This window comes from Corynebacterium sp. HMSC078H07 (assembly GCF_001812805.1).
Taxonomy (GTDB): Bacteria; Actinomycetota; Actinomycetes; order Mycobacteriales; family Mycobacteriaceae; genus Corynebacterium.
On record NZ_KV810519.1, the window covers coordinates 190,829 to 203,356 of the forward strand.

The following is a 12,528-nucleotide window of genomic DNA, read 5'->3' on the forward strand; positions in this document are numbered from 1 at the left end:
TGCGCTCGTTAGTCGTTAATGCGCTCACCGGTCTCCGGATCGAAGCGGTGCGCCTCGCGGGGATTGAAGGTCAGCACGACGTCGTCGCCGCGCTGGGGCGCCTCGCCCTGCGCCCGGGCTACGAAGCGCTGTTCGCCCACGGTGACATACACGAAGGACTCGGCGCCGAGCTCTTCCACGAAGTCCACGACACCCTGGAAGCCCAGCGGGCCCTTGTTGATGAACATCTTCTCCGGGCGCACGCCGATGCGGCCGCCGTTGTAGTCGAAGATATTCATGGCCGGGGAACCGATGAAACCCGCGACGAACTCGTTCGCCGGTGCGTCGTACAGCTCGCGTGGAGGGGCTACCTGCTGGAGCACGCCATCCTTGAGTACGGCAACGCGATCTCCCATCGTCATAGCTTCCACCTGGTCATGGGTGACGTAGATGGTGGTGGTGCCTAGGCGCTGCTGGAGGCTTGCCAGCTCCGCGCGGGTCTGCACGCGCAGCTTGGCGTCGAGGTTGGACAGCGGCTCATCCATGAGGAATGCCTTCGGCTCGCGCACGATGGCACGGCCCATGGCCACGCGCTGGCGCTGACCGCCGGAAAGGTCTTTGGGCTTGCGCTTGAGATAGTCGGTCAGCCCCAAGGTCTTGGCGGCTTCTTCCACCTTGGCCTTGATTTCTGCCTTCGGGCGCTTGGCCAACTTGAGGGCGAAGCCCATGTTCTCTGCTACAGTGAGGTGTGGGTAGAGCGCGTAGTTCTGGAAGACCATCGCGATGTCGCGCTCGCCCGGCTCGAGGCCGGTGACGTCTGTGTCGTCGATAAGAATGCGACCGCTGGAGATCGGCTCCAAACCAGCCAGTGCGCGCAGGGTGGTGGACTTACCGCAACCGGAGGGGCCGACGAGGACTAGGAACTCGCCATCTGCAATCTCGAGATTGAGGTCCTTGACCGTGGGGTTCTCGGCACGGGGATAGGTGATGCCGACGTTCTCAAATGTGACCTTTGCCATGCAGTAACCCTAACACTCGTTACTGACACTCAGCTGCAGTGAGGTGCTCGACAGCAGCGAGTAGGATCGGTCACCATGACTGCTCTTGATCTGGACCGTATCCGTGAAGCCGTGGCGGATGACTTCGCCGTCATTGAGTACACCGAGTCCACTGGCTCGACCAATACCGACCTCATGCAGGCAGACAAGGTGGCTGATGGCACTGTCCTGCTAGCCAATGAGCAACTCGCCGGCAAGGGCCGTTTGGGCCGTCACTGGGTCAGCCCGGCCGGCTCGCAGCTTATTTTCTCCGTGCTTATCCTCCCGGATTCGCTGGATCATTTAGGAACCCTGCCGCTGGCCGCGGGCCTGGCTGTGACCGATTCCGTCGAAGGAGCGGTACTCAAGTGGCCCAATGATGTCCACATTGACGGCAAGAAGCTGTGCGGCATCCTCGCCGAGGCCGGCCCAGTGGGCGAGGCTTTCAAGTCCGCGCCGAAGACGGAGGTCTCTAAGGCAGAGGTGGCTAAGGCTGAGGTCTCCAAGGCGGAAGTGAATAAGGCGGAAATCAACAAGACCGAGGTAGCGCCGAAGACCCAAGCGGCGAACCCGCCGTCCGCGCGCGTCGTCGTGGGGATGGGCATCAACGTCACCTTGACTCGCGAAGAGCTGCCTATTGAGGCCGCGACCTCTTTGGCGCTTGAGGGGCGGGATACTGACCGCACCGAACTCGCCATCACCGTGCTGAAGAACCTGCGCTGCCGCATCAACCAGTGGGAACAACAGGATCCGCAGCTCATGGCAGATTACCGCAAGGTCTGCTCTTCGATTGGCCAAGAAGTGCGCCTCGAAGCCCCGACCGGTGATGTTACCGGCACTGTTGAAGGCGTGGCTGATGATGGCCGCATCAATGTTGGTGGCGAATACTATTCCGCCGGCGATGTCATCCACCTGCGGCCCGCTGCACAGTAGCTTTTGAGCTTTTGTCGGGAGGGGGAGCGTCGTTAAGCACGCGCCCCTCTCTATCAGGCATCCGCTAAAAGGCATATCTCAAAGGGCGTTTTCATCCCTGAAAACGCCATATGGAGACCCCGCAAGGCGTTTTTAGAGGCAAAGATGCCCGTTGACTGATGCCGTCTAGAAGATGCCGTTTAGAAGGCGCTCTCTGCACCACCATGAACTGAGTGCCGCTTAGTCGGGTTGCGTGAGCAGGTGGGTATCATGTGCCCCATGAACCTCATGGAGATGGGACGCGGCGAAGTGGCCCGCGCGGATATGACAGCGCCGTTTCGCACGCTGCTCTTCCCGTTTCTCGAGCTCGTCGTGGTCACCGGCGTGTGCTGGATTGCCATCGGCTGGTGCGATTACAACGGCATTGACTTGGCACTTCGCAATGGCCTTGTTGCCCTGTGGGCGCTGCTGGCGGTGTGGCGCTTTATCGTTCCTCTCATCAAAGCGCGCCGCAAGCGCTTCATCGTGACCAACCTGCGCGTCATCGCCCGCGAGGGCAAGCGCGTCGACTCGATTCCGCTAAGCGATATTCGCGGGGCTCGCCGACGCCGCGGCGGCATTTCACTCGCGCTGCATGGCTATGAGCGGCCGATGTACTTTCCGGCCATCCCCAAGGCCAAGCGCGTTGAGGATATCCTCAACGAACAGCCGGTCTGGGGCTAGTTCTTAATCTCAGTCGTGTGTAGCTGGGAATCGAGATCTTCCGGTGCCAGGTTCGCTGAGCGGAACTCGTGGGTCAGCGGCAGGCGCAGCTCCAAATCGGTTCCCGGGCACAGCTCAATCGTGGCTTCATCCACGGTGTAGTCCAGCACATGGCCGCCGGACGTACGCTCAGCGTCAATGAAGTGAACGTGGCAGCCTGGTACCGAAATGCCCTTCTCAAAGACCGGGGTACGGAAGCCGCCGATGATGCCATCGACGTCGCTAAAACGGAGCTCCTTATCGCCGCCGACCGCCTGGGTCAGAGGCGGATAGGGCTTGGATTGCTTGACCACCGTGCGGGTCACCACGGAGCTGAAACGGCCGGTGATGCGAACCGCATACATGTAATTGGCCGAGGGCTCCAGATCATCAATGAAGGAGGACAGCTCCTCGCGCTTGAGACCCTTGGGCGCGGCCACCTTAATGCGGGGTACGAAATTGGTGGCGACGGCGAAAGGGGTGCCCTGGTCAAGGTCGGCGACGGTTGCGGTGCCATCACCGCGCAGCTGGTAGCAGATGCCGTCGAGGATGATCATCTCCCCGTCCAGCGCATCGAAGGTGCCGATGCCGAAATTGCCCTTACCCAAAAGCTCACCAATGGTCATTTCGCCGTCGTAAATACCGTCCAACAGGGCGGTCATGAGCGAGTTTTGGAAGATGGTATGCCGGACAATCATGGCCCCAAGGCTAGTATTGAAGGAGTGAGTGAACAACACAAACCAACCGTTACTGTTTTTGGAGATGGCCAGCTTGCGCGCATGATGCAGCCGGCCGCGGCTGAGCTCGACATCCATCTGCGCCTCCTGGCATCCGAGCCGGGCAAGTCCGCCGCGCAGGTCATTCCCGACGTCGTTCTTGGTGATTACCACGACTATGACGTTCTGGTTAAGGCCGCAGAGGGCGCAGACGCGGTGACCTTTGAACACGAGCATGTACCGACGGAGCATGTGCGCGCGCTTATCGACGCCTCCTACAACGTCCAGCCCCAGCCTTCCGCACTCCTCTACGCGCAGGACAAGCTGCTCATGCGTCAGAAGCTTTCTGAATTGGGCGCCCCGGTGCCGCGCTTTGCCGCTATCGAGTCGGTGGAGGATGCGCGAGAGTTCGCCGCGCTTGTCGACGGGCACGTGTGCCTCAAAGCCCGCCGCGGCGGTTACGACGGCCACGGCGTATGGTTCCCCTCTGCGGAGGAGCTAGAACCGCTAGTAGAGGAGCTTCTCGTCGCGGATACTCCGCTCATGGCGGAAGAGAAAGTTGATCTGACTCGCGAGCTGTCCGTTCTTGTGGCTCGCCGCCCCTCCGGTGAGGTCAAAGCCTGGCCGGTCACCGAGTCCGTGCAGCGCGATGGCATCTGCGCCGAGGCCTTCGCGCCCGCTCCGGACCTCTCTCCTGAGCTTGCTGAGCACGCCATGCAGGTGGGTATCAAGGTAGCTACTGAACTCGGCGTGACCGGTGTGTTGGCCGTCGAGCTCTTTGCCTTCGCTGCCGAGCAAGACGCCGGTTCCATCATCGCTTCTGCCTCCGGCGCTCCGGGGCCGCACATCCATGAGGATATTGCCGTCAACGAGCTGGCCATGCGCCCGCACAACACCGGACACTGGACCCAGGATGGTTGCGTGACCTCGCAGTTTGAGCAGCACCTACGGGCCGTGCTGGACCTGCCGCTGGGCTCCACTGAGCCGCTGGCTCCGGTGACAGTCATGGCCAACGTCCTCGGCGCAGAAAAGGATCCAGCCATGCCGATGCCCGACCGCGTCCGCGAAGTCATGGAGCGCTACCCAGAGGCCAAGGTCCACCTCTACGGCAAGGACCACCAGACCGGCCGCAAGATTGGTCACGTTAATGTCATCGGCGAGGATGTCGCTGACACGCGCCGCATTGCCGCCGATGCTGCCCATTACCTCGTCCACGCTCAGTGGGCGGAGGATTCCAACGCTTAAAGGAGAGATGTCATGGAACCGCTTGTTGGCCTGATCATGGGGTCTGATTCGGATTGGCCTACCGTCAAGCCGGCCGCCGAGGTGCTCGCCGAATTCGGTGTGCCGTTCGAGGTCGGTGTGGTCAGCGCTCACCGCACCCCGGAGAAGATGCTGGCCTATGCCAAGTCCGCGCATGAACGCGGGCTGAAGGCCATCATCGCCTGCGCTGGTGGTGCCGCACACCTGCCGGGAATGGTGGCCGCGGCTACGCCGCTTCCGGTCATCGGTATTCCGCGCGCACTCAAGGATCTCGATGGTCTTGATTCTCTACTCTCCATCGTGCAGATGCCGGGCGGAGTGCCGGTAGCTACGGTGTCCATCGGCGGCGCGAAAAACGCCGGCCTGCTTGCCGTGCGTATCCTTTCCGCCGGTGATCCCGCGTTGGTGGAGAAGATGGCTGAGTACCAGGAAAACATGGCCGCTGAGGTGGAGAAGAAGGACGCGAACCTGCGTTCCCAGCTTCTGGGGGAGTAGTTAGCTAGGTAGCTCGGTGTCCCGGTCGGGGTAGGAGGCCTGCGCGCCCGCGCCGGTCACGGCGAAAGCCCCGACCCGGGCAGCATAGCGCGCCGCCTCCACCAGCGAATCGCCCTTCAGAAGTCGCGCGCACAGCGCGCCGGCGAAGGCATCGCCCGCGCCCGTGGTATCCACCGCAGTGACCTGCGGGGAGGGGACTGCCACGAGGGAAGTCCCCTCGGCGACGAGCGCCCCCTTCGCGCCCAGCGTGAGAACCACCGAGGCAAAGCCAGCCTCCCTTAAACGCTGCGCCAACTGTGCTGGCGCGCCTTCACCGCTCAACCCCAGCTGTTCCAAGATGAGACCGGCCTCGTGTTCATTGGCCAGCAGCGGATCTGCCTTCAGCAGTGCATCCCTGTCCACCTTCACAACGGGCGCCAAGTTGATCACCACCCGGCTCGTCGCGAGCTCGACGGCCTTGGCAAAGCCATCAGCGGGAATTTCTCCCTGGAGGAGAACCAGCTCCGATTCGGTGATGGGGGAGGAGTGGGCGGTGACGAAGGGGGCGTCGACAAGCGCATTGGCTCCCGGCACCACGATGATGGTGTTTTCGCCCTGCCCATCCACAGTGATGACGGCGAGGCCCGTGACCTCGTCGGTGCGGGCAACATGTTCAAGGTTCACGCCGCTGGCCTCAAGGTAGCGCATGGCGGGCGCCGCATAAGCGTCGCTGCCCACCGCGCCCACAAAGGTGACCGGCGCGCCCAGCAGTGCGGCCGCCACCGCCTGGTTAGCTCCTTTGCCACCCGCAGTAATCTCACCGCCGTGGCCCAACAATGTTTCGCCCGGCTTCGGATGCCGTGCGGTGTGGACCACGAGGTCAGCGTTGATGGACCCGACTACGCACATGCTCATGCAGACCAGTATGCACGTTAAGCTAAATGGCATGCAGTTTCCGGTTCTAGTGTTGGGCGCGCGCGTGGTGGATGGCCAGCCGGGATCGCTGCTGCGCAGCCGCCTTGACCGCGCGGTGGTGGCTGCCCGCGTGATGCCGGAGGAACCGGTCATCGTCTCCGGCTTCGGGGAAGCGGACGCCATGGCGCGCTACCTCATTGAGCGGGGAGTGAACTCGGGGCGAATCGTCGTAGAGCCGGTAGCGACCAGCACGAATGAAAACCTTGAGCGTGCCCATGCCTTGTGTCCTGGCTACACCTATTTTCGCGTCGTGACGAATGATTTTCACGTTCTGCGCACGCGGATGTGGGCATGGCATCTGGGGATTCGGGTTCACGTGCATGGCGTTCGTACCCCGACAAAGGATCGCGCCTGGAATTATCTTCGCGAGGTCGTGGCCACACCCCATTCGCTGCTGCGCATCGTGTGGCGGCGGGTGGTTGCTTGGAGGGCTAATTCGGCTCTGCGCAGATAGCCGCTCCGTGTAGATGGTCCCTCAACTCTGGTTTCTTTAGCCTGCAAAGGGACCATGTGTGGCCTTTAAACTGACCCCAAGTGGTCCCTTTACAGCGTAAAGGGACCGGACTACAGGGACCATCTGTGCAGAAGCTCAAAAAGCTGAGGCACAGACAGAGCTGGGGGGCAAAAGGCTAGGTGCCGATGATTACCAGCAGAATCGCAATGAACCAGATGACAAACCAGTGGCGCTTTTGTGGGGTAGTTGGGTTGGTCTTCTGTTCCAGCGCCTTGATGAAGTACCACGTTCCGGGCAGGCCAAAGCCGACACCGAATAGTACGTCGCCACTGGTCAGGGCGGCAAAGCCTATCAAGAACGAGAACAGACTCAGCACGCCCTTGAAGATGGAGAAGCGGTGAATCCTGCTGCCCGCTGACTGCTGTTCGTGCTCGGGAGAATGAACCGGGGCATAGCTCGGCAATGGGGCCGGGGCATTGGAACGCTGAGGCTCGGCGAAAGGATCTACAGAAGGGGTCGCAGAAGGCTCGGCATAGTTCTGCCGTGTGGGCTCCGCGAAAGGATTAGCCCCGCGGCCACGGAAAGGTTCGGCCGACTCCTCGAAGGGGTTTGAGTCAAAGGGATTGGTCATATGAATAACCCTAGGCCACAGGTAGTCGCAGCCCCGAATCAGAGCTTGGACAGCGCCTTGCTGATTCCTTCCATGAGCGTAGGCTGCGATTGCTTGCGCGGATGCGCAATGGCGCGCAGACCCATGTATGCAATCTGGTCGGCAGCTCGGTTGAGCGGGTCCCCCGCATGGCCCATGACGCGGCGAATCGTGACATCGCAGATGCCGTCAATGTCGTTCCAGGCCTGCTGGAAGCGCGAACGCGACCCCGACGACAGACCGCGCCATATACCCCGCGAGCGCACGGCCTTCGAACCTTTCGTCCGGATCTGCTGCACCGCGTCCAATGCGGCGACGGAATCGGACTCAATGATCGCTTTCGTGGCGCCAACCTTGAGCAGGTATTTCAGCGCCAAGGTAAGAGATTCGAGCTCCAACTCATCGGTACTCGCGGAGGTCTCGCGGGTGCGCAGGCGGTAGTCGCCATTTCCTGCCACGAAGCACATCGAGCCTTTGAATACGGTATCCGAGGAGGCATCGGTCGCGATGCGTACCGTGGTGCCCTTCGACCAGGATGAGGCCGTGGAGAAGTTCGGCCACCAGTGCGCTTTGGGGGTTTCTACCTTCACGGCCTGTTTCTTGCGAGGAGCCTCGCCTTCTTTTTTGGCGCGGCGCGCGGTTATACCGGCCTCTTTGCGCCGCACGGAGCTCGCGCTTCGTGATGCCCTATTCTCCTCCGCAAAGCTTCCCGTCACGGTATAGCCGCGCTCCTCCAGAGCTGCACGCAGGGCGGTTTGGCGGCGGCCCGTGACGATCCACTTGCGGCCCTTCACGTTCTTCGTGGCCTTCACAAACTCGCGGACGGCCACCTCGACGATATCGCCTGCGCGGATGTGGCCCTTGCGTACGAAGCGGGTGTTCTTGGTGTTGACGGCGATGACCCAGCCGTCAATAGTCCCGCCTTCCGCGGAATCCCAGCGCTCATCCCACAGGGCGATCGCCACGTGCACCGGGGCCGAGACCATGTCTTTGGTGATCTTGCGGGTGCCGTACGTCCGCGACTGATTTCCCGTGAGGGCAGAGAGCTCGAGTGGTTCCATAGCCCTTCTAGTAAACCATTAGAGAAGTTCTGTGTAACGCTGGGCTATCAGTTGCCACATACCTAGTGAGCCCATCAGTAATCTGGAGATTTTTAGTGTCTGTCTTAACTTTGCCTGGTTCGCGGAAGCGGGAGTTTTCCCGTCTCTTCCGCGAGCATTACCCGGCGGTGTTGGCATATCTGCGCCGCCGTGTCCCACCAAGCCATGCCGAAGAGCTGGCTGCTGACGTCTTCGAGCGCGCCTGGGCCGGCTTCGACTCGATGCGTGGCACGCCACTGCCCTGGTTGTATGGCATCGCCCGCAATGTCATGCGCGAGTTCTACCGCACCCGTAAGGAAACGGAGAACCTCGACGATCATGAGCTGGAATCCTATGCCGGCTACGATGCCGTCGACTTGAGCCTCGATATCAGCGAAGCTTTCCTGCGTCTTCCCTCTGCCGACCAGGAAATACTGACCCTCCATGCCTGGGAGGGGCTCGACCACCCGGAAATCGCCGAGGTCCTGGGCATTTCCCGCAACAACGTCCGCGTGCGTCTGCACCGCGCCCGTACTCATCTATCCGAACTCACAGGAGAAACCGATGCCTAACTCTCTCGACCAGCTACGTCAGGCAAACCCCGTTCCAGACGCCGCGCTTTCCGACGATTCCCTCAAGCACTCCGAAGCCACCCTCGCCCGCATTACCAAGGGGCGCCCGACGTGGACCTATGCTGCGGCCGGTGTGGCGGTCCTCGCGTTGGTCGGCGGTGCGTTTCCACTGCTTAATAACTCGGAGCCGGTGGCCTCGGCTTCGGAAATCTTGACCCAGGCCGGCGAAGCTGCCGGTGCGCAGCCTGATGCCGTGGATAAAGGCGTGACCGCCAAGGAGTACATGAAGCGCGTCGATACCCTCGGCGATGCCACCGCGATTACCGAATATGCGGTGGATGCGAGTGGAGCCGTGGAGGTCTCCTCGCAGGGAGAGGTCCCGGGCTTTGACCCGCAGCCTTCGGTGAATCCAGAGGACCTCGTCATCGCGACCGACCGTGCGCAGCTGGAGAAGCTTGCGGATACCTTCCCCAACCGCGCTCTCGGCGCACTGGAATTGCTGCTCCAGCCTGGACTGAGCAGTGAACAGCAAAAGATCACCTATGACATTCTGGCGGATACCGACGGCAACGATGTGGGCAGCGTCGAAGGCGAAGGCGACGACGAGCTAGTCACCGTGATTCGCGATGCTGATAAGGTCTCCTTCTCCGTCCTCCCTGCCAGCGGCCAGCTGGTGCGCGTGGTGGGGCTGGTAGGCCCAGACGTGGAAACCACCGTGGATGCCACGGCCATTCTTGACTGCGTCTCCGTCACAGGCTTGGAGGGCCCGGACCGCATTTCGCTGGCGTGCGCTGACAATAATTACCTGGTCAACCAGCTGGAATGGAAAAACTGGGGAGCCGATTCCGCGGAGGCGGACGGCGTGGCCATCGAGAATGACTGTGACCCCAACTGTGCGGAGGGTAAGTTCAATGAGGAGAGGGTCAAGGTGGTCGTCGATAAGCGCGAGGCGTGTGGCTACCACGCTGAGGTGTACTCCCGCGTCCGTGTGCAGTACCCCGATGGCCGTGAGGAGGAACAGCCGATTGGCTGCGCTCCCTAAGTAAGTTGGCGCAAGGCGAACTGGCCGTACATATCCCCTAAAGCCTCGGCGGTGAATTCACCGTCGGGGCTAAACCATTGGGCCACACCGATTCCCATGTCGATGAGCGACCAGCAGGCGATTTTCAAGTTTTCGGCGCGGAAGTCGCCTTCGTTGACGATGGCCATCCAGCGCGCGACATAGTCGCGGCGTAGCTGCAGGACGACTGACTTGTGGGGTTCTTCGAGGTTGGTGAGCTCGTTGTTGACCACGCGGACCCGCCGGGCATGAGTGGCGTGGTAGATGACGTGGGCTTTCATGGTGGCGACGAGCTTCTCGCGTGGGTCTTTCAAGCCCGCGAGTCCGGCAGCGTTAGCGCGGAGGAGGTCCTCCATGGCGGTAATGGTGACCTCGGCGAGGAGTTCTTGCTTGGAGGAGAAGTGATTGTAGAGGCTGGAGGCGCGCATGCCGACGGCCTTGGCGATGTCCTCCATGCCCGTGGCGTGGTAGCCGCGCTGGTCGAAGAGGTCGAGCGCGGCGGCGGCGATTTGGTCGCGACGTTTCTGGTTGGCCACGGTGGGGCGTCCTCCTGTTCTAGCTAATGGTGGTTAGTGTACAGGGCAACTGCTTGACAGGTGCCGAGATTCACGTCACAATTATGGCTAATCGTCATTCGTATTACCTGGAGAAGCAACCATGTCCCACAACCTCTTCGAGCGCACCACTGACTTCCTCGGCGTCTTCGACGGCCTCTCTGAGGCCGATGCTGCTGGCTGGAAACGTGCCGCTCAGTTTCGCGAATACTCCGACCCGGTGATCAACAAGCATTGGCAAGCTTCCGAGTACCCGCTGGACTTGGTGGAGCGTTTGGGTTCCTTGGATGTGATGACGGACGGGCTGGCTGTGGAAGGCCACGAGCAGATGTCCACGCTCGGTGCTGGTTTGGCGCTCATGGAAATCACGCGTGCGGATGCTTCGATGGGTACGGTCATCGCAGTTCAGGCAGGATTGGCCATGCGCTCGATTGCGATGCTGGGTTCGGCGGAACAGAAGGCTTCGTACTTGCCGCAGATGGCCTCGTGTTCTCTGCTCGGTGCTTTTGGGTTGACCGAACCGGACCACGGCTCGGACTCCATCGCTTTGGAAACTACCGCGGTTCGCGATGGCGACGAATGGGTTCTTAACGGCGAAAAGAAGTGGATTGGCAATGGTGCTTCCGGCGGCATCACCATCATCTATGCCCGTATGGAAGACGGTAACGTCAGCGGTTTCATCGTCCCGCAGGAAACCCCCGGCTATTCCGCCACCGTGATTGAGGGCAAGCTCTCCCTGCGGGCTATCCACCAGGCGCACATCACGTTGACCGATTGCCGCATCCCCGCCGCCAACCAACTTCCGGGCTGCCGCAGCTTCAAGGACGTTTCCCGCGTGCTCACCGCGACACGCATTGGTGTGTCCTGGATGGCGCTCGGCTCTGCGGTGGCTTGCTACGAGATTGCCCGCTCCTATGTGCTCGAACGCGTTCAATTCGGCCGTGAACTGGCCAAAGCCCAAATCATCCAGCAGCGCCTTGCCAACATGGTCTTGGATCTCAGCCAAATGATGCTCACCTGCCGCGAGGTCTCCCAGCGCGAGGAAGCTGGCACCTTGGCCCCGGAGCAAGCCTCGGCGGCCAAACTCCACAACACGCGTGCCGCGCGGCGCATCGCCGCTGACGCCCGCGACATGCTCGGTGGAGTCGGCATCCTGCTGGAAAACGATATCGCTCGCCACTTCGCGGACATTGAGGCCATGCACACCTACGAGGGCACCGACACTGTGCAGTCCCTCATCATGGGCAAGAAGATTACGGGCTTCTCGGCCTATAAGTAACCAGCCGGCCGGGGATGTGGAAAGGCTCGCTTGGTGGTCCTTCTAGTTTGGTCCTCTTACTTTGGTCCCTTTGCCCTCGATCGGCGCCTGCCTTTGAGTTGTGAACATCCCCCTGTTTGACGTGATTGTTACTTTACGCGCTCGATGTCTCGGGCGCTAGGGGTTTGCCGTTGTTGATTTCTACCGTTTTAGGTGGTGGCTTGTAGACGGATTTCCGGGGTCTGGGTCTGCGGTGCGGGTGCGTCGCGTAGTAGACGGTTTCCTTTGCTCGGCGATGTTCAAGGATGTCACGCCACGTGCCTGAATACACTTCACTAGGTGTGTATCCATTCAGCCCGCTGTGGCGGTCACGGTTATTGTATTCGTCGATAATCCTGCCGATGACTTTCTGCGCATGCTGGATATCATCATAGGTTTCTAACGCATAGCGGTGATGCTTGATTGTGCGATGTGATGACTCTTCAAATGGGTTGTCATTCGAAACATTCGGCCGAATTAATGACAGCTGCACGCCGTGTTCATCCAGCATGTCCTTCATCATGTGTGAGGTCATGACTTTGCCGTTGTCGGTGTGTACGACTTCAACGCTGTGACCGTTGAGCTCCTGGTCAGCAATGACTTGTTCAATCAGGCGTGTAGCGATGGTCTTTTCCTGTCGGTGTTGGACAGTCCATCCCACAACCTTGCGCGAGTACAAATCCAACGCTGTGTAAAGATGAAAGCCTTTAGCTGGCATGTACTATATATGATAGGTGCTGTTGCAAAGTTGGGCGGAGAGCCGAGA

Annotated in this window: 15 protein-coding genes; 8 read left to right on the plus strand and 7 right to left on the minus strand. The window is 60.8% G+C overall.

Going from position 1 to position 12,528, the window contains the following annotated elements; genetic code table 11:
* Window positions 1-8 precede the first annotated feature (8 nt).
* Window positions 9-998, minus strand: a complete 990-nt coding sequence (locus HMPREF2875_RS13035; RefSeq protein ID WP_070673647.1) for an ABC transporter ATP-binding protein — start codon at window positions 996-998, stop codon at window positions 9-11.
* Window positions 999-1,073: 75 nt separating this feature from the next.
* Here HMPREF2875_RS13035 and HMPREF2875_RS13040 point away from each other — a divergent pair, with 75 nt between their 5' ends.
* Together HMPREF2875_RS13040 and HMPREF2875_RS13045 are read left to right on the plus strand one after the other, a co-directional pair.
* Complete coding sequence (locus HMPREF2875_RS13040; RefSeq protein ID WP_070673648.1) at window positions 1,074-1,949, plus strand: biotin--[acetyl-CoA-carboxylase] ligase; 876 nt, start codon at window positions 1,074-1,076, stop codon at window positions 1,947-1,949.
* Between the two features lie 258 nt (window positions 1,950-2,207).
* Window positions 2,208-2,651, plus strand: coding sequence for a hypothetical protein (locus tag HMPREF2875_RS13045; RefSeq protein ID WP_070673649.1), 444 nt, complete (start codon window positions 2,208-2,210; stop codon window positions 2,649-2,651).
* Here the strand turns inward: HMPREF2875_RS13045 and budA are convergent.
* Window positions 2,648-3,367, minus strand: a complete 720-nt coding sequence (gene budA / locus HMPREF2875_RS13050) for an acetolactate decarboxylase (protein ID WP_070673650.1) — start codon at window positions 3,365-3,367, stop codon at window positions 2,648-2,650. The two genes, HMPREF2875_RS13045 and budA, sit on opposite strands and share 4 nt — an antisense overlap.
* Here budA and HMPREF2875_RS13055 point away from each other — a divergent pair.
* Together HMPREF2875_RS13055 and purE are read left to right on the plus strand one after the other, a co-directional pair.
* A complete protein-coding gene (locus HMPREF2875_RS13055) occupies window positions 3,353-4,630 on the plus strand; it encodes a 5-(carboxyamino)imidazole ribonucleotide synthase (RefSeq protein WP_070673651.1) in 1,278 nt (425 codons plus the stop codon). The two genes, budA and HMPREF2875_RS13055, sit on opposite strands and share 15 nt — an antisense overlap.
* A 12-nt stretch (window positions 4,631-4,642) precedes the next feature.
* Window positions 4,643-5,143, plus strand: coding sequence for a 5-(carboxyamino)imidazole ribonucleotide mutase (gene purE / locus HMPREF2875_RS13060; RefSeq protein WP_070673652.1), 501 nt, complete (start codon window positions 4,643-4,645; stop codon window positions 5,141-5,143).
* On the opposite strand, the gene HMPREF2875_RS13065 is transcribed toward purE, so the two are convergent.
* A complete protein-coding gene (locus HMPREF2875_RS13065; protein WP_070673653.1) occupies window positions 5,144-6,037 on the minus strand; it encodes a ribokinase in 894 nt (297 codons plus the stop codon).
* Between the two features lie 31 nt (window positions 6,038-6,068).
* Here HMPREF2875_RS13065 and HMPREF2875_RS13070 point away from each other — a divergent pair, with 31 nt between their 5' ends.
* Window positions 6,069-6,551 (plus strand): YdcF family protein, encoded by a 483-nt coding sequence (locus HMPREF2875_RS13070; protein ID WP_070673674.1) that lies wholly within the window; start codon window positions 6,069-6,071, stop codon window positions 6,549-6,551.
* A 175-nt stretch (window positions 6,552-6,726) separates the two neighbouring features.
* On the opposite strand, the gene HMPREF2875_RS13075 is transcribed toward HMPREF2875_RS13070, so the two are convergent.
* A complete protein-coding gene (locus HMPREF2875_RS13075; RefSeq protein WP_070673654.1) occupies window positions 6,727-7,182 on the minus strand; it encodes a hypothetical protein in 456 nt (151 codons plus the stop codon).
* 38 nt (window positions 7,183-7,220) lie between these two features.
* Window positions 7,221-8,261, minus strand: a complete 1,041-nt coding sequence (locus HMPREF2875_RS13080; protein WP_070673655.1) for a ribonuclease HI — start codon at window positions 8,259-8,261, stop codon at window positions 7,221-7,223.
* Between the two features lie 95 nt (window positions 8,262-8,356).
* On the opposite strand from HMPREF2875_RS13080, the gene HMPREF2875_RS13085 reads away from it, so the two are divergent.
* Both HMPREF2875_RS13085 and HMPREF2875_RS13090 read left to right on the plus strand, forming a co-directional pair.
* A complete protein-coding gene (locus HMPREF2875_RS13085; protein WP_070673656.1) occupies window positions 8,357-8,851 on the plus strand; it encodes an RNA polymerase sigma factor in 495 nt (164 codons plus the stop codon).
* Window positions 8,844-9,893: a hypothetical protein gene (locus HMPREF2875_RS13090; protein WP_070673657.1), complete on the plus strand. Its 1,050-nt coding sequence runs from the start codon at window positions 8,844-8,846 to the stop codon at window positions 9,891-9,893. Before HMPREF2875_RS13085 ends, HMPREF2875_RS13090 begins: the two co-directional genes overlap by 8 nt.
* On the opposite strand, the gene HMPREF2875_RS13095 is transcribed toward HMPREF2875_RS13090, so the two are convergent.
* Window positions 9,890-10,447, minus strand: a complete 558-nt coding sequence (locus tag HMPREF2875_RS13095) for a TetR/AcrR family transcriptional regulator (RefSeq protein ID WP_039674030.1) — start codon at window positions 10,445-10,447, stop codon at window positions 9,890-9,892. The two genes, HMPREF2875_RS13090 and HMPREF2875_RS13095, sit on opposite strands and share 4 nt — an antisense overlap.
* A gap of 121 nt (window positions 10,448-10,568) precedes the next feature.
* On the opposite strand from HMPREF2875_RS13095, the gene HMPREF2875_RS13100 reads away from it, so the two are divergent.
* Window positions 10,569-11,744: an acyl-CoA dehydrogenase family protein gene (locus HMPREF2875_RS13100; protein ID WP_070673658.1), complete on the plus strand. Its 1,176-nt coding sequence runs from the start codon at window positions 10,569-10,571 to the stop codon at window positions 11,742-11,744.
* Between the two features lie 133 nt (window positions 11,745-11,877).
* On the opposite strand, the gene HMPREF2875_RS13105 is transcribed toward HMPREF2875_RS13100, so the two are convergent.
* Window positions 11,878-12,480, minus strand: coding sequence for a DDE-type integrase/transposase/recombinase (locus tag HMPREF2875_RS13105; RefSeq protein WP_070523112.1), 603 nt, complete (start codon window positions 12,478-12,480; stop codon window positions 11,878-11,880).
* Window positions 12,481-12,528: the final 48 nt, after the last annotated feature.